Origin of the sequence: Pseudomonas sp. G5(2012) (genome assembly GCF_000408945.1) — a bacterium.
GTDB classification, from domain to species: domain Bacteria; phylum Pseudomonadota; class Gammaproteobacteria; order Pseudomonadales; family Pseudomonadaceae; genus Aquipseudomonas; species Aquipseudomonas umsongensis.
Genome location: NZ_APIO01000138.1, coordinates 1 through 16,660 on the forward strand (window position 1 = coordinate 1; position 16,660 = coordinate 16,660).

Sequence of the window (16,660 nt, forward strand, 5' to 3'; positions counted from 1 at the left end):
AGCGTGGGAACGATCAACTCCCCGCGGTGGTTGTGCCACCATCGCGAGCATGCTCGCTCCTACAGGTCCTACCTTCCTAGGCACTGGCATCGGCTTCATGCGCATCGGCGAAGGCCATGAGCACGTCCAGGTCGAGCACATCCAGCTTGATCCTCGAGATGAAAGCAGAGAAGGCCAGATTGGCGGCGAGCAGGCGCAGGTCCGAGGCCCAGGCCGGCAGATGGACTGGCCCCTGGAGCCAACCGGACTCGAAGAGCGGGGCCAGGCGTACGGTGTCCCCCAGGCTCAGGCGCCCGGCGAACAGATAGCCGACCAGTTCCGGTCGGTTGTCGCGGATCGCGATGCGCAGCAAGGTGTGCACGCCAAGCAAGCCGGTCAGGTAGGCCGCATCCTTGGTGAACGCCGAACCGCCGTGCAGATCCGCACCGCGAAATACCCGCTGGGTCGAGCGGAAGGATTCCTCCTGGGTCTGGCCGGCAGCAAGAAAACCTTCGAACACCTGGATGAAATCGGCGCCATCGAGCGCCTGTTGCACCGCGAGCACACGCAAGGCGAGGCGACGCAGGCGGTTGATGTCCATGCTGCCGGTGAACAGCTCGGCGAGGGTGGCGATACCTTCCTGGGTCTGGGTGGTACGCGGTGCTCCCAGGCCAAGACTCTTGAGGTTTGATTGCAACGCGCCGTTCTGCGCCGTGGCGACATGCACGAAAGCCTCGTGCTGCAACAGCTGGTTCTTGTCCAGTTGCGAAAACAGTGCGCTGGCCCGCAGGCGAATGCGGCTCGCCCCGGCAATGGCCTTGGCGGCCAGGGTCGGATCGAGCACCACTGTGATCCGGCCCGGGCCGAAGAAACGGTCCAGTTCCGGTTGCATCCAGGCGGCGAAGGCCTCGGCCGGGATCTCAGCGGGGCTCGGAGGAATCCGCGCTCCGCCCAGAAGGGCGTCGGTGGTCTTGAGGAAGAAGTAGGCCGCGTCCAGCATGCTCAGGTTCAGGCTCGGATAGTAGAAGTCCGGACGCCGATACAAGGCTGACGAATACTGGGTAAAGGCGGGCGTGCCTATGGCACCGAGCATGTGCCCGGCCGTGGCATAGCTGCGCGCGGTCATGGCCAGGTGGCGCCCGGCTGGATGCCCCTCATCGCAGCGACCGATAAAGGCTTCGAGCGCACAAATGTCGGCGCCGTGATCACGCGGGCGCAACTCGACCTTGGGCAATTGCGCTTGTCCGGCGCGCCAGCGCGCCAGGAAATCTTCCTCGACCCCCTCCGGCCAGGCCAAGGCATCCAGCACGCGGATCTTGCGCACCAGACCGGGCAGGGCGGCATCGAGTTCGGACAGGGGAGCGCTGCTCACGCACATCTCCATGGGCAATCAGGTTCAATTGTAAAAGCTTAGTCGGTGCTGAGGCCTCGCGGTGCGACGGTGCAGTCTGAATCGCCAGCGAAACAAGCTTTTCAAACTACACTGAAAATTTGTTGAAACTGCCCAGTGATAAAAGACCGCTGCCGTGGCCTGTCTCAAAGGGCCTCACGTGGATGCGGCCGTGCGAGGATGACTGCATGCAAGGTACAGCAGAGCAAAAGCGGGCACGGGTACTTGATCCGGTCGATCGCGTGACTGAAGTGATCTTTGGCCTGCTCATGGCAATGACCTTCACCGGAACCATCAGCGTGGCAACATCTGGCCAGGAGGCGGAACGCACGATGATGTTCGCAGCGCTGGGTTGCAACCTGGCCTGGGGGCTTGCCGACGCAGTGATGTATTTACTGCGCAGCCTGATCGAGCGCACGCGCAAACGTACGCTGTTCACCGCCCTGAGCGGCGGAGCGGATGCGGCGACCGGGCAAGCGCTGATTGCCGATGCACTGCCACCACGTCTCGTCGCCGCGGCCGGTCCCGAAGAGCTGGAGTCGCTGCGTCTGCGCTTGGTCAAATTTGCCAACACGTCGGTGCAGCCACGCCTTACCTGGGACGACATCAGGGGCGCGGTCGGGGTGTTCCTGTTGGTGGTGGCATCGACATTTCCCCTCGTGGTGCCGTTTCTGTTGCTCGACCAGACAGCGCTTGCCGTACGCCTGTCCAACCTGGTCGGGCTGGTGGTGCTGTTCCTCGCCGGTTGGATACTGGCGCGCTATGCCGGCGCAAAACCCTGGGTTGGCGGCGTTGCGATGGCGGTCACCGGTGCCGTGCTGATCGTCGCGATCATTGCACTCGGTGGCTGAGCAGCCAGCAATCACACTGCGTACCTGTCGACAACCTGTTTTCCTGAGGTCTTGGTCATGGCAAAGGACAAAAAGAAAGCCGCTAAGGGTTATCCCGCACAAAGCCTGAAGCTGAAGAACAGCGATTACCTTGAGCAACTGCGCCTGCTGCACGTCGAGTTGGTCAAATTGCAGGAATGGGTAAAAGCCAAGGGCATCAAGATCTGCATTGTCTTCGAGGGGCGCGACGGCGCCGGCAAGGGCGGGACCATCAAGGCACTGACCGAGCGTGTGAGCCCGCGGGTGTTTCGCGTGGTGGCGCTACCGGCACCGACTGATCGGGAAAAAAGCCAGATGTATGTCCAGCGCTACCTGCCGCACCTGCCGGCAGCTGGCGAAGTGGTGATCTTCGATCGCAGTTGGTACAACCGTGCGGGCGTGGAGCGGGTGATGGGGTTCTGCACTAAGGAGCAGGTTGCACGGTTTCTGAAAACGGTGCCCAACGTGGAGCGGGCGATTGTCGATTCGGGCATTATTTTGCTTAAGTATTGGCTGGAAGTCAGTCCTGAGGAACAGACCCGACGGCTGGAAGAGCGTATCAAGGATGGGCGCAAAATCTGGAAGCTTACCCCCATGGATCTCAAATCCTACAGCCGTTGGTATGACTACTCGCGAGCCCGTGACGACATGTTCCAGGCGACCGACACCGAGCACGCCCCCTGGTTGGTGGCCAACTCAAACGACAAGCGCCGCGCGCGGCTGAACATCATTTCTGATTTGCTCAGCCGTGTTCCCTATGAGGACGTCGCACGCGAGAAGGTGGTGTTACCCAAGCGGCAGAAGCCTGGCGGTTATCGCGAGCCGGATTATCCGCTGCGGCGAATTCCCGAAAAATTCTGAGAGGCACCTTCCGCGGCGCTATGCCGGACACTAAAGGCCATAGACCCATGAGCCAATCGGACACTTCGCCGCCCACCCCGGAACCGGGTCGCATTGCACCTCGCGATAGCGGCGTCGGCAACGGCTGGAGCCGTTGGCTCCCCGGGCTTGTTACGCTGCGAGAGTACCAGATAGCCTGGTTGCGCCATGACATCATGGCCGGCCTGGTGCTCACCACCATGCTGGTGCCCGTCGGCATCGCCTACGCCGTGGCGTCAGGCGTGCCCGGCATCTATGGCCTGTACGCGACCATCGTTCCGCTCATCGCTTATGCACTGTTCGGCCCCAGCCGGATCCTGGTGCTGGGGCCGGATTCCTCGCTGGCGGCAGTGATCCTTGCCGTCGTCTTGCCACTGTCGGGCGGCGACCCTCATCGCGCGGTTGCCCTGGCGAGCATGATGGCGATCGTGTCGGGCGCCGTGTGCATCCTGGCGGGCATCGCACGCCTGGGCTTCATTACCGAGCTGCTGTCCAAACCGATCCGTTACGGCTACATGAACGGCATCGCCATCACGGTGTTGATCAGTCAATTGCCGAAAATCTTCGGTTTTTCGATCGAGTCCGACGGTCCGTTCAGAAACCTGTGGGCGATCACCACCGGGGTGATGGAGGGCAAGGCCAACTGGACCACTTTCCTGGTGGGCGCCGCCACGCTGGCGGTGATCCTGCTGCTCAAAGGCCACAAGCGTATCCCGGGCATCCTCATCGCCGTGGCAGGCGCGACCATTGCCGTTGGTGTGCTGGGCCTGGCCAAGGGCGCGGGTGTGGCGGTCCTCGGTGCGCTTCCCCAAGGTTTACCAGCGTTCGCGATCCCCTGGATCACCCGCGACGACCTGGTCCCGGTGATTATCGGCGGTTGCGCCGTCGCCCTTGTTTCGTTTGCCGACACCAGCGTGCTCTCGCGGGTCTACGCGGCGCGCACCCGTACCTATGTCAACCCGAACCAGGAGATGGCGGGGCTGGGCTTTGCCAATCTGGCGGCGGGGTTTTTCCAGGGTTTTCCCATCAGCAGCAGTTCTTCACGCACGCCCGTGGCCGAAGCCGCCGGCGCCAAGACCCAGTTGACCGGCGTGGTCGGCGCACTGGCGGTCGCAGTGCTGTTGATGGTGGCGCCGAACCTGCTGGAAAACCTGCCCAACAGCGCACTGGCAGCCGTGGTGATCGCCTCGGCCATTGGCTTGATCGAAGTTACCGACCTGCGACGCATTTATCGTATCCAGCGCTGGGAGTTCTGGCTGTCGATCGCCTGCACCATTGGCGTCGCCGTGTTCGGGGCGATCGAGGGTATCGCCCTGGCTATCGTGATCGCCGTTATCGAGTTCCTGTGGGATGGCTGGCGGCCGTACTCCGCAGTGCTGGGGCAAGCCGAGGGGGTCAAGGGCTACCACGACATCCAGCGTTATCCGAACGCGCACCTGATCCCCGGTCTGGTCTTGTTTCGATGGGATGCGCCATTGTTTTTCGCCAACGCCGAACTGTTCAACGAACGCGTGCTGAACGCCGTGGCGGCCTCGCCCACGCCGGTGCGCTGGTTGGTCGTGGCGGCGGAGCCGGTCACCAGTGTCGACGTGACCTCGGCCGACATGTTGGCAGAGCTCGACGACACCCTGCACGCGGCGGGCATCAAGTTGTGCGTGGCAGAGATGAAGGACCCGGTCAAGGACAAACTCAAGCGCTTCGGGCTTTTCGCAAGGTTTGGCGAATCGGCGTTTTTTCCCACGATAGGGGCTGCAGTCGACAACTATCTGGCGATGCACCCCGAGCAATAGCTGGCGGGTTGGAAGGGGAAGTAACGGGCGCCGCTCTTGTCGCCCGGCGCTGTGAACGCCGGACGTATGCGGTCCTTCAGCCCAGATCAGCAGCCTGATGCCGTTCAGGCACCTGGCTCGCCTCATCCCCCCACGTCCGATTTACACGCTGACCGCGGATGACCGCCGGTCGATTGGCGATTTCTTGCGCCCATCTTTGCACGTGGGTGTATTGGTGGGCGGATAGAAATTCGGCAGCCGAATACACGTTGTTGCGCACCAACTGGCCGTACCAGGGCCAGACCGCGATGTCGGCGATGGTGTAGCGGTCACCGGCCAGGTAGGGGCTTTGCGCAAGTCGGCGGTCGAGGACATCCAGTTGCCGCTTGGTCTCCATCGTGAAGCGGTTGATCGGGTATTCGAGCTTCTCCGGCGCATAGGCGTAGAAGTGCCCGAAGCCGCCGCCCAGGTAAGGCGCCGAACCCATTTGCCAGAACAGCCAGTTCAGGGTTTCGGTGCGTCCCGCGAGATCGGTGGGCAGGAAGGCGCCGAACTTTTCCGCCAGGTAGAGCAGGATCGAACCGGATTCGAACACGCGCAGCGGCGGCTCGACGCTGCGATCCAGCAACGCCGGGATCTTCGAGTTCGGGTTGATCTCGACAAAGCCGCTGGAAAACTGTTCGCCCTCGCTGATGCGTATCAGCCAGGCGTCGTATTCGGCACCGGTATGCCCAAGCGCCAATAGCTCCTCGAGCATGATCGTCACTTTTACGCCATTGGGCGTCGCCAGCGAATACAGTTGCAACGGATGCTTGCCTGTCGGCAGTGTCTTGTCATGGGTCGGGCCGGCAACAGGGCGGTTGATATTGGCAAACTCGCCGCCAGAGGGCGCGTTGTTTTTCCAGACCTTGGGAGGAACATAAGACGCTTTGCTCACGTGATGGACCCCATAGTTCGTTGTGATGACGTTGACCTGGGGTAAAACAGTATGTCGCCGGGGCGCTTCGAGCAACTGCTGTCGATTTCGCAGAGGTCCATTCGACCAGGGTTCAGGGAATGCATCTGGTTCGATGTTCCCAGGGCAGGAACTTTCACGAGGGCGAATCAGGAGAAGAGTATGCGCAAGCTTATCGTTGCCGCTTTCATCAGCCTCGATGGCGTCATTCAAGCACCCGGCGGGCCTGATGAAGACACCAGCGGCGAGGCGCGCACGGGATCTTTTGAAGAGGTGGAACGGCAGTGACCGCAACGTGCTCCCGGCGACGGCTCGTTGAAGGAGAAGGCCTGATCAGAACGACTCGCGGGTGTAGGTGATGTACACCCGCTCATCGATATCCCGTTGATTAGGGACAGTGCTGCGCAGTGACACGCTCAAGCCTTTAAGCGCCAGTGGAGACCCGTGCGCTTGAAGGCCAGGCCTCAATCCGGCTTCTTTTTCAGCCGGTAAGCCAGTGCCGGTCGCGTCATTCCGAGCAGGCGCGCTGCTTCCGAAACGTTCTGCCCGGCGCGTTCCATGGCACCTTGCAGGAGTTGCTCTTCCATGGCTTCAAGGCTCACTCCAAGATCGAGCAGGCGGCCCACCCACTCATCGGTGGGCGCCAGCTTCTGGCTGATCAAAGCACCTTCGCTCGACAGGCCAATACTGTAGGCCTCGTCGGACTGGTGCGGGAACAGTGCCTCCACGGAAATGCTCTGATTGCTGTCTGTGATGATCACGCCACGTTCGATGAGATTTTGCAGCTCACGGATATTGCCTGGCCAGTCGTAGCGCAAACAGGCCTCGCTGGCGCGATCGGAAAGGCCGAGGGTTTTTTTCTGATAGCTTTGATGCAGCTTTTCAAGGAAGTGCTCAATCAACAGCGGGATGTCTTCGCGACGCTCGCGCAACGCAGGAACCCGCACCGGGTAGACGTTCAATCGGTAATAAAGGTCGGCACGGAAACGTCCTTCCTTCACCGCCTGCGCGAGATCCTCATGCGTAGCACCGATGACGCGCACATCGACAGTGCGCGTCTGGTTATCGCCCACCCGTTCCAGCTCACCCTCCTGCAACACCCGTAGCAGGCTGGCCTGGGCACGAGGCGTCAGTTCGATGATTTCATCGAGAAACAAGGTGCCGCCATGTGCGCGTTCGAAGCGACCCATGCGCGCTTGTTGAGCGCCGGTGTAAGCGCCTTTTTCGACGCCAAACAGCTCCGCTTCAATCAGGTCTGGCGAGATGGCTGCGCAGTTCAGGGCTATGAAAGGACCGCCAGCGCGCTCGCTGCGCAAATGCAGACTGCGCGCGATGACTTCCTTGCCGACGCCGGTTTCACCCAGTAGCAGGACTGAAGCCTTGCCTGGGGCGACTTTGTCGATCAGGTCGCAGGTCTTGCGGTAGATCGCCGACCGACCGATGCCATAAAACTGCCCAGCACCCAGCTGCAGGCGCTGGTTCATGTTCTCGACTTGTATCTGCAGGGTGTGCAATTCGTCGATGATTGAATCACTCTGGAAGTAGCGCATGAACGTGTCGGCATCCTCCCATTCCTCGGCAGGTTTGCCGATAATCCGACACATTGTGTCCCCGCATCCCCGGCAACTGACCTCTTTGTAAATGATCTGCCGGCCGATGAAAAACGATGAGTAGCTGATTGCGTAGCCCAGGAGCATCCAGCAAATCGGCTGATCGGAATGCAGTTGTTCACTCTGATGGTTTTCCACTTCGAAAGAGTCTATCCACTCGATGTCGGCATAAAAGGTTCCGGCCTCGATATCGATGTCCATCTTCAAAGGATGCACCTTGACCATGCCCTTGAGCGAGTGCAGTTGGGGTCCGATCAGGAACATATCGATGTCACTGGCATTGGGTCGCAGCTTTCGGGCCAGCTCCGCGTCCTTGAGCCCGGACTGGTAACCCAGGCGAAGGAAAAAGCCCTTTGCTCGTTCTGCGCCGATCATCTCGATCAGCTCCCGACGAAACGATGCCATCGCTGAAACCTGCATCAGCATCATGCGTTGCTCATCGAGCCAGATTTTTCCTTCGCCGCCGAGGAAGTGCACGCGGTCGGTCAGGTCCTTGAGCTGTGCGGAATGCTCGGAGGCCCGGTATTTCATGGTCATGACAACAAACCCCTATGTCTTTTTGTTTGTGGGGATAACAGGGCTCCTTGCACCCAGGCTGGGGCGTGACCGAGGGACCGTGTCAGAAAAAGCGATGAAAATTCCTATATAGAACGTCCCGAATTTCAATTGAAAGTCAAATGGATATTCACCGACTGAGCGCCGGGTCTTGGGTCGACATCACGACTGATCCGGAGCGGTTACGGCCTTTGCAGCGACGTTTGTTCATTTGCTCGAACCGCCTGCCCTGGATTGATCAAATCATCAATTCGTCCATGTCGACAGATCTCCGCATGCGAATACTTGCACCCTGCAGGGCCTACTGCGATCTATGTAACCATCTGTTTTTATTAGGTTTATTCTTTATTTAAGATTCCAGCTGTTGCGCTGGCACTCATGTTGCTCTGCATCCCTGCATAACAACAAGGGAGTTTCCGAGCATGAACCCATCTGGCAGCACCTTCGATCAAATGCCGCGCTACGTCCGTGTGCGCAGCGAGCCAGACGCTGCCTTTGTCGAGTTCGATTTCGCCATCGGCTTTCCCGACCTGTACGTCGAGCTTGTACTGCCGCATCAGGCATTCAGGCAATTTTGTGAAACCCACCACGTTCAGCACATGGACGCGCAAATGTCCCAGGCCCTCGACGCCGATGCGCACAAGTGGCGCTACGGCGAAACCCGCGGCGCCGCAGGTGACCAGGCCCCCCAACAATAATTACAGGAGTCCACACCATGAGTGTCGAGATCAAGACGACGACCGTCGAGACGATCCGCAACACCTTCAGCCATACCCGTCGCCGCTTTGGCGACAAGGTTGCCAGCCGATATCAGGAGGCGAGTTTCGACCTGGAGTCGGCGACCAATTTTCATTACCGGCCGTTGTGGCAACCGGACAAACTGCTCAATGACGCCACCCGCACTGCGGTGGTGATGGCTGACTGGTATGCCGTCAGCGACCCTCGCCAGTACTACTACGGCGCCTACGTCCAGGCCCGGGCCAAGATGCAGGAAAATGCCGAGCATGATTACGCGTTCTGCGAAAAGCGCGACATGCTTGCCGGGCTGTCCGCGCGCAATGTGCAGTTGATCAGCAGGCTGTTGTTGCCGCTTCGGCACGCCGAGATGGGCGCCAACATGAACAACAGCAGCATCGCCGCCGACGGGTTCGGCACGAGCGTCACGCAAATGCACATGTTCCAGGCCATGGATCGCCTGGGCATCGCCCAGTACCTCTCACGGATCGGCCTGATGCTCGATGACGGCGACGTATTGCTGCTGGCCGAGGCCAAGCAACAGTGGCTCGGCGACCCGGCATGGCAAGGGCTTCGCCGCTACGTCGAAGACACCCTGGTGGTTCGCGACTGGTTCGAATTGACCCTGGCGCAAAACCTGGTCAGCGATGGCCTGGTGTACCCGCTGCTGTTCCACAAGCTCGACGAACAACTCTCGGCCAATGGTGCCGGCCAGGTCGGCATGCTCACCGAGTTCATGCGCCTGTGGTTCGCCGAAAGCCAACGCTGGGTCGACGGGCTGCTCAAGACTGTTATCAACGAAAGCCCGGCCAACAAGGACCTGGTGCAAGGCTGGGTCGATCATTGGAGTGCCCGTTGCGTGGAGGCACTCGAGCCCCTGGCGGCCCTGACTCTCGATACGTCCGCGCTGGATACCGTGTGCACCGAGTTCAGCGCACGCCTGAAGAAAATCGGCCTGACAGGAGCCCGCCCATGACTTCCCTCGTCTACATCAACCTGCAGGACACCGACTACGCGCGCTCGATTGTCGACGCGATCGTCCAGGACAACCCGCATGCCGAGATTCAGCACCAACCGTCGATGATCCGCATTGAGGCCAGGGGCCGCCTGGATATCCATCGCGAGACAGTCGAGCAACTGACCGGCAGCCCCTGGGACATCCAGGAAATGCTGATGTACGTCATCACCCTCGGCGGCAATGTCGTGGAAGAGGACGACAGCTTCTCCCTCCACTGGAACAACTGACCGCCGGTTTCAAGCCAGGGTTTGATCCATTACAAGAATACGGGAGCGCCATCATGGCCGTGAAAAAACGCCTTAATGCCAAAGAAAAATACCGCTGCATGACCCGTGACCTCGACTGGGAGCCCAGCTACCAGACCCACGAGGACATCTACCCGCACGAACGTTTCGAAGGCATCAAGATCACCGATTGGGACAAGTGGGAAGATCCGTTCCGCTTGACCATGGATACCTACTGGAAATACCAGGCTGAGAAAGAGAAAAAACTCTACGCGATCTTCGACGCCTTCTCGCAGAACAATGGGCATACCACGCTGTCGGACGCCCGCTACGTCAACGCGCTGAAGCTGTTCCTGTCCGGTGTGACACCGCTGGAATATCAGGCCTACCAAGGGTTCGCACGGGTTGGACGACAGTTCAGTGGCGCCGGTGCACGAATTGCCTGCCAGATGCAGGCTATCGACGAACTGCGCCACGTACAGACCCAGATTCATGCAATGAGCCACTACAACAAGCACTTCAACGGTTTGCATGATTTCGCCCATATGCATGACCGCGTGTGGTTCCTCTCGGTGCCCAAGTCGTTCTTCGAGGACGCGCGGACGGCGGGGCCGTTCGAGTTCCTCACGGCCATCTCGTTTTCGTTCGAGTACGTGCTGACCAATCTGCTGTTCGTTCCTTTCATGTCCGGCGCCGCGTTCAACGGCGACATGGCCACCGTGACCTTCGGCTTCTCCGCACAATCGGATGAGGCCCGCCACATGACCCTGGGCCTTGAGGTCATCAAGTTTTTGCTCGAGCAACACGAAGACAATGTGCCGATCATCCAGCGCTGGATCGACAAGTGGTTCTGGCGTGGTTACCGCTTGCTGACGCTGGTCGGGATGATGATGGACTACATGCTGCCCAACAAGGTGATGTCCTGGTCCGAAGCCTGGGGCGTGTATTTCGAAGAGGCGGGCGGGGCATTGTTCAAGGACCTGGAGCGCTACGGCATTCGCCCGCCCAAGCATGTGGAAGAGGCCAACATCGCCAAGGATCATGTCAGCCACCAGGCCTGGTCGATTTTCTACCAGTACAGCCAGGCGACCAACTTCCATACCTGGATGCCAACCGACGAGGAACTGGACTGGCTCTCGTCCAAGTACCCGGACACCTTCGACAAGATCTACCGCCCACGGTTTGAGCACTGGCGCGCGCTCCAGGAGAAGGGCGAGCGTTTCTACAACCCGACCCTGCCGATGTTGTGCCAGATCTGCCAGATCCCGCTGTCGTTTGGCGAGCCGGATGACCAGACCACACTCAGCCATCGCAGCACCGAGCACGAAGGCGAGCGTTATCACTTCTGTTCCCAGGGCTGCTGCGACATTTTCCAGTACGAGCCGACCAAGTACATCCAGGCCTGGTTGCCGGTGCATCAGATTCTGCAAGGCAACTGCGGTGGCGCGGATGTCGAGTCGGTGGTGCGCGACTACTACAACATCGAACCCGGCCAGGACAACTTTGAATACCTGGGCTCCACCGAGCATCGGCGCTGGCAGGACTGGCACCCCAATGATCGTCACAGTGCGCCGGCCAATCCCGTCGACCCGGATCTGCTCAAGACCGGCTGACGCCCTGCGCCGAAGCGGGCCTGCTGGTCTGCTTCAAACCCACCTGACAGGAAGGAAAAAATCATGCCCGTGACCTCCATCGGTGCCTATGAGGCCCAACCCCTGGATCGCCAGGAAAACTTCCATGGCCTGCAACTGGTGTACCTGTGCTGGGAAAAACACCTGATGTTTTGCGCCCCGTTCACTTTCCCGCTGCCACCGGCAATGCCGTTCGCTGACTTCATCGAGCAGGTGGTCAAGCCCTCGATTTCCCAGCACCCGGATGCCAAGCAGGTTGACTTCAGCCAGGCGCTATGGCGCCTGAACGATCAACCGTTCACACCCGACAATGCGGCAAGCCTGATCGATAACGGCATCGACCATAAAAGCCTGCTGCACCTCGCTACTCCGGGCTTGAACGGCATTGCCGGCACCTTCAACTGAGGACACGGTGATGAGCTACCAAGTAACCATCGAGCCTACGGGCGAAACAATCGAAGTGGAGGAGGGCCAGACCATCCTCCAGGCAGCGTTGCGCCAGGGCGTCTGGCTGCCCTTCGCCTGCGGACATGGCACCTGCGCCACCTGCAAGATCCAGGTCCTTGAAGGCGAAGCGGATCTGGGAGCGGCGTCTTCCTTTGCACTGATGGATATCGAGCGTGACGAAGGCAAGGTCCTGGCGTGTTGCGCCATTCCGCAAAGCGACATGGTGATCGAAGCGGATATCGACGCCGACCCGGATTTTCTCGGGCACCCGGTCGAGGACTTCCGCGCAGTGGTCAGTGCGCTGGTGGACTTGTCGCCGACCATCAAGGGCGTGCACCTCAAGCTCGATCGATCCATGGCGTTCCAGGCCGGGCAGTACATCAACCTGCAATTGCCTGGCGTTGACGGTACTCGCGCGTTTTCGCTGGCCAACCCGCCAAGTCGCGCCGACGAAGTGGAACTGCACGTGCGTCGGGTCGAGGGCGGGCGGGTGACCGGCAGGATTCACGATGAACTGAAGGTCGGAGACAGGGTGGAATTGTCCGGGCCGTACGGGCAGTTTTTTGTACGCACCTCGCAAAGCGGTGACTTGATTTTCATCGCGGGCGGCTCGGGATTATCCAGCCCTCAATCGATGATTCTCGATCTGCTGGAGGCAGGGGATACGCGCCAGATCGTGCTGTTCCAGGGGGCGCGCAATCGCGCGGAGCTCTACAACCAGGAACTGTTCGAGGCATTGCAGCGCGACTACGCCAATTTCACCTACGTACCCGCGCTCAGCCAGGCAGAGGACGATGTCGATTGGACGGGGTTCAAAGGCTACGTGCATGACGCCGCGAAGGAGCATTTCGAGGGCCGCTTCAGTACGCGTAAAGCCTACCTGTGCGGGCCACCGGTGATGATCGATTCGGCCATTACTTGCCTGATGCAAGGGCGGCTGTTCGAGCGCGACATCTTCATGGAGCGCTTCTACAGCGCCGCCGATGGCGCCAGCGAAAGCACTCGCTCAGCGTTGTTCAAACGCATCTGAGTTTACCCGCAACACACAACGCCGGACGCTGCTGACCTCCCGAAGGTCGGCAGGGTTTCGGCTGACTATAAAAACAACAAAAGGGTCATCAACCTATGAAAGCCGTACCGCGTAACAAGCGTGGCAATTGCCTGTGCCGTGCCGCAGTGAGCCTGCTGGCGGTGGTCAGTGGCGGGGCGCTGGCCACCGAAAACGGTGGATCTTCCTACCCGATGGGGGCGGAAAACTACATGTCCGGTGCCATGCCACCGCCGGGCTTGTATTCGCAGTTCTATGTCGGCCACTACGAAGCCGACTCGCTGCGCGACAATCGGGGTGACAAAGTGCCTGTGGACTTCCGCGTCCGGGCCAACTCCATTGCACCACGACTGATCTGGGTCACCGAGCAGCAGGTGCTTGGTGGCAACCTGGCTTTCCACGCCATCGTGCCGCTGGTAGACCTCAAGGTTGAGCTCAATGGTCAGTCCCAGAGCAAACAGGGATTGGGCGACATCATCTTCGGGCCGGCGCTCGGTTTCCATCACAGTGAGAAGCTACACAGTATTGTCGCCGTGGATTTCATTGCGCCGTCGGGTGAATACGATCGCGATGACCTGGCCAACATCGGACGCAATTACTGGGTAGTCGAACCCGTGGTGGCGGTGTCTTACGTCGACCCCAATGGCCTGAACGTCGACGCGAAAATCATGTATGACTTCAACCGCCGCAACCCCGCGACCGACTACCGTTCCGGCTCGGAACTGCATGCCGATTACGCAGTGGGTTGGGGCCTGGGCAATGGCTGGGTGGTGGGCGTGGGCGGTTACATCGTTCACCAGACCACCGATGACCGGCAGGACGGTGAACGGGTCAAGGACAACAAAGGCAGGGCGCTAGCGATTGGCCCGTCGGTGAAATATACGAGCGATAAAGGCTGGTTTCTGACCGCCAAGTGGGAGCAGGAAACCCAGGTTCGCAACCGCGCGGAAGGTAATGCCTACTGGATGAAATTGACCGTCCCTTTTTGATCGGTCTCCATCGCCGCCCCTAGCGAATACCGCTCACCGCCATGGACTCTGGCGCCCACTGCGCCGTCGACAGCGGTTCGATGTAGCGGATGCCACCGTGGGGGCCGACCACGCCATTGATGTTGTAGGTGCCACGCGACAGGTCGTACGTCATGAACGGGGTGGCATCGGGAACCTGCTGGTCATAGCTCTGGCTGAAGAAGGCGAAGGAGCCCCGATACAGCTGGCCATCGGTGTCGTACTGATCGGAGGCCACCGCGGCCCAGGTATCTTCATCCAGGTAAAAGCGGCGCTTCTGGTAGATGTGCTTGGCACCGGGCTTGAGATTGCCCTCGACGACGTAGACCCGGTGTTTTTCCCAGCGCACGTAATCCGGGGCAATGAAATTGGGGGTGGTCAGCGATTTGGCTTCGCGGGCGTAGGTGAGTTTGTAAGTGTTGTACGGCACGATCATTTCCCGTTTGCCGACCAGCGTCCAGTCATACAGCTCCAACGCACGGGCGGTGCCGGGGTTGGGCGTGTCGTAGGCCAGGATCGAAATCTGCTTGACCCGGCGCTGGGCCGGCATGTACTGCCAGGCGCGGCCAGGAAACTCCGTGGCATTGGTGGCGTTCTTGAGCATGATCGACTCGCCGGCTCGGCGCGCAGGCCCGGTGTAGGACAGTTTCAACTGATAATAGATGTCCGAGCTGCTGAACGGCTTCGACATGTTCTCGTAGATCGGGAAGGACACGTACGCTTCGCCGGTGACCGCCAGGCTCGGCACGCCCGCCGTGTCGACGCTCCAGGAGTCGTACTTGGAATGGATGTTGACGCCCTGGTAGCGCAACAGGAAATTCCACATCGCTTCGGCACCGGACTGCGGGATCGGGAACGGCACGCCGGGCATCACATTGTCGATGGCGGTTCCGCCGTCGAGGGACCTGGCGTTGGTGGCATTCTTGCGACTGTTGTCCAGCACCGCCTGTGGCAACGATGCGGTGCGGTGGGTCGGATACACATCGACTCGAAAGCCAGGGTAGCGCTTGGCCAACGCGACAGTGGTGGCGGTCAGCATGCCTTTGTACGCATCGACGTTCTTGCCGTTGATCACCAGCAGCGGTTTTTCGTGGGCAAAGGGGTCGGGGCGCATGCTGTCGCCGGCCTTGAAACTGGCGGGGGCCGTGGTCAGGCCACCGCTGTAGGGCGGAATGGAACCGTCGGCATTGCCGGCCTGTTCGGCACCCACTCCCGTCAGGCTGGTGCCCAGCCGGGCGGCTTCCTGGCTCGATACATAGGCGTGGGCATCGATGACCAGCCCCATGAGGGGGATGGCTGCCAGAAGACTTTTCACCAATTTCATCTTGTTATTCTCCTGCCAGGCGGACCAGGCAACTCGTGACTCAGAGGCCACGGTCACATCCGTCGGCTCAATTGCCAGAGTTTGTAGCGCTATTAGAAGACCTGCGATTGAGGGGTGCTTCGCATTTGACGACAGATACTTGGCTATTGATGACAGGGGTAGAGCTTCGGCGAGGATGTGGAATGTGTTGGCCAGTGATCCGTCCGGGCCCCACTCCACACGGGTGGGGGCGTGGACGTGAAGGCGGATTATCCTTCAGGCCTCATAAAACCCGCACGTTCTGCAAAGTTGGGGCGAATTCGAAGAGGTGTCTGTCGTGAACCGTTGTTTATCCACTCTGGCCGGTAGCAGTCGCAAGCTTGATGGTGGCGTGATGTTCGGTAATACGCCGCGGCAGTTATGGGCTGAATGGATCAAGCCCGACCAGGACAACCTGGTGGACCTGGCCTCGCGGGGCCTGCTGGTGCAGCAAGGGGGCAAGAATATCCTGGTGCTGGCCGGTGCCAGCGCCTTGCTGGCGCCGCTGCGACGGACCTGCAGCTGTCAGAAACATCCGCCGGGATTGCTCGACAGCCTGGCGCAACAGGGGCTGGCTGAAGGCGATATCAGTGCGGTGGTGCTGACGCATCTGCACGCGCAACTGACTCCCGAACTGAGTGCGGCGATCGAGGAGGGCAATACGCCGCGCTTGCTGTTTCCTGCTGCGCATTACATTACCGGAGAGCGTCACTGGTCCCGTGCGCTTCACAACCATCCCCATGATCGCGCTTTATTCGTCCGCCAGATCGTGCGCAGGCTGCAAGGCAGTGGGCGGCTGGTGCTGGTCGATGACGCGCGCTGCAAAGAGCTCGGCGACGGTTGGCAGTTTCACTTCAGCGATGGCTACACCCCCGGACAATTGATCCCGGAAATCGCCATGCCCGGCGGGCCGGTGGTGTTTGCCGGCGACCTGATTCCCGGTACCCATTGGTTGCGCCTGGACGTAACGACGGCCAACGATCGCAATCCCGAAGGGTTGGTGGGCGAGAAAGAACGGCTGTTGGACCACCTGGTGGCCAGCGGCGGGCGCCTGGTGTTCTCCAGTGATCCGCAGATTGCGATGATCAAGATCATGCGTGATCGACATTCGCGTTACCAGGCGTTTGATACGTACACCACGTTGAGCCGTTTCTCGTGTTGATGCATGCCCTTGCAGGAGGTCTGCTCGCGAAAAACGTCCA

Annotated in this window: 15 protein-coding genes and 1 pseudogene; 12 read left to right on the forward strand and 4 right to left on the reverse strand. The window is 60.2% G+C overall.

Annotated features, from left to right (window positions below):
• Window positions 1-76 precede the first annotated feature (76 nt).
• Entirely contained in the window at window positions 77-1,351 is a 1,275-nt protein-coding gene (locus PG5_RS29825) for a flavohemoglobin expression-modulating QEGLA motif protein (RefSeq protein WP_020800804.1), read from the reverse strand.
• A gap of 206 nt (window positions 1,352-1,557) precedes the next feature.
• On the opposite strand from PG5_RS29825, the gene PG5_RS29830 reads away from it, so the two are divergent.
• From PG5_RS29830 to PG5_RS29840, 3 genes are read left to right on the forward strand one after another with little or no spacing between them, the layout of a single operon-like run.
• Window positions 1,558-2,220 carry a hypothetical protein gene (locus PG5_RS29830; RefSeq protein WP_020800805.1) on the forward strand — a complete coding sequence of 221 codons (663 nt, stop codon included), beginning with the start codon at window positions 1,558-1,560 and terminating at the stop codon, window positions 2,218-2,220.
• 57 nt (window positions 2,221-2,277) lie between these two features.
• Window positions 2,278-3,099: a polyphosphate kinase 2 gene (gene ppk2, locus PG5_RS29835; RefSeq protein WP_020800806.1), complete on the forward strand. Its 822-nt coding sequence runs from the start codon at window positions 2,278-2,280 to the stop codon at window positions 3,097-3,099.
• Between the two features lie 47 nt (window positions 3,100-3,146).
• Window positions 3,147-4,907 carry a SulP family inorganic anion transporter gene (locus PG5_RS29840; RefSeq protein WP_020800807.1) on the forward strand — a complete coding sequence of 587 codons (1,761 nt, stop codon included), beginning with the start codon at window positions 3,147-3,149 and terminating at the stop codon, window positions 4,905-4,907.
• 76 nt (window positions 4,908-4,983) lie between these two features.
• Here PG5_RS29840 and yghU read toward each other — a convergent pair whose 3' ends face one another.
• Complete coding sequence (yghU, locus tag PG5_RS29845; protein ID WP_020800808.1) at window positions 4,984-5,823, reverse strand: glutathione-dependent disulfide-bond oxidoreductase; 840 nt, start codon at window positions 5,821-5,823, stop codon at window positions 4,984-4,986.
• Between the two features lie 123 nt (window positions 5,824-5,946).
• Here yghU and PG5_RS35495 point away from each other — a divergent pair.
• A pseudogene (locus tag PG5_RS35495) lies at window positions 5,947-6,087 on the forward strand (dihydrofolate reductase); the annotation flags it as partial.
• Window positions 6,088-6,305: 218 nt separating this feature from the next.
• Here PG5_RS35495 and PG5_RS29850 read toward each other — a convergent pair.
• Window positions 6,306-7,988 (reverse strand): sigma-54-dependent Fis family transcriptional regulator, encoded by a 1,683-nt coding sequence (locus tag PG5_RS29850; RefSeq protein ID WP_020800811.1) that lies wholly within the window; start codon window positions 7,986-7,988, stop codon window positions 6,306-6,308.
• A gap of 440 nt (window positions 7,989-8,428) precedes the next feature.
• On the opposite strand from PG5_RS29850, the gene PG5_RS29855 reads away from it, so the two are divergent.
• The 7 genes from PG5_RS29855 to PG5_RS29885 all read left to right on the forward strand — a co-directional run bounded on the left by PG5_RS29855 (window position 8,429) and on the right by PG5_RS29885 (window position 14,098).
• Complete coding sequence (locus tag PG5_RS29855; protein WP_020800812.1) at window positions 8,429-8,704, forward strand: phenol hydroxylase subunit; 276 nt, start codon at window positions 8,429-8,431, stop codon at window positions 8,702-8,704.
• 17 nt (window positions 8,705-8,721) lie between these two features.
• Window positions 8,722-9,717, forward strand: a complete 996-nt coding sequence (locus tag PG5_RS29860) for an aromatic/alkene monooxygenase hydroxylase subunit beta (RefSeq protein ID WP_020800813.1) — start codon at window positions 8,722-8,724, stop codon at window positions 9,715-9,717.
• Entirely contained in the window at window positions 9,714-9,986 is a 273-nt protein-coding gene (locus tag PG5_RS29865) for an MmoB/DmpM family protein (RefSeq protein WP_020800814.1), read from the forward strand. Before PG5_RS29860 ends, PG5_RS29865 begins: the two co-directional genes overlap by 4 nt.
• A gap of 53 nt (window positions 9,987-10,039) precedes the next feature.
• Window positions 10,040-11,596, forward strand: coding sequence for an aromatic/alkene/methane monooxygenase hydroxylase/oxygenase subunit alpha (locus tag PG5_RS29870; RefSeq protein WP_020800815.1), 1,557 nt, complete (start codon window positions 10,040-10,042; stop codon window positions 11,594-11,596).
• Between the two features lie 63 nt (window positions 11,597-11,659).
• The gene (locus tag PG5_RS29875) at window positions 11,660-12,019 is read left to right on the forward strand and encodes a phenol hydroxylase subunit P4 (protein WP_020800816.1); all 360 of its coding nucleotides are present in this window, start codon (window positions 11,660-11,662) and stop codon (window positions 12,017-12,019) included.
• A 10-nt stretch (window positions 12,020-12,029) separates the two neighbouring features.
• Entirely contained in the window at window positions 12,030-13,091 is a 1,062-nt protein-coding gene (locus PG5_RS29880; protein WP_020800817.1) for an NADH:ubiquinone reductase (Na(+)-transporting) subunit F, read from the forward strand.
• A gap of 95 nt (window positions 13,092-13,186) precedes the next feature.
• On the forward strand, window positions 13,187-14,098 hold the full coding sequence (locus tag PG5_RS29885; protein ID WP_020800818.1) for a transporter: 912 nt from the start codon (window positions 13,187-13,189) through the stop codon (window positions 14,096-14,098).
• Window positions 14,099-14,117: 19 nt separating this feature from the next.
• Here the strand turns inward: PG5_RS29885 and PG5_RS29890 are convergent, their stop codons facing one another.
• The gene (locus tag PG5_RS29890; protein WP_020800819.1) at window positions 14,118-15,440 is read right to left on the reverse strand and encodes a DUF1329 domain-containing protein; all 1,323 of its coding nucleotides are present in this window, start codon (window positions 15,438-15,440) and stop codon (window positions 14,118-14,120) included.
• Window positions 15,441-15,756: 316 nt separating this feature from the next.
• Between PG5_RS29890 and PG5_RS29895 the strand changes: the two genes are divergently transcribed.
• Complete coding sequence (locus tag PG5_RS29895) at window positions 15,757-16,620, forward strand: MBL fold metallo-hydrolase (RefSeq protein ID WP_020800820.1); 864 nt, start codon at window positions 15,757-15,759, stop codon at window positions 16,618-16,620.
• Window positions 16,621-16,660: the final 40 nt, after the last annotated feature.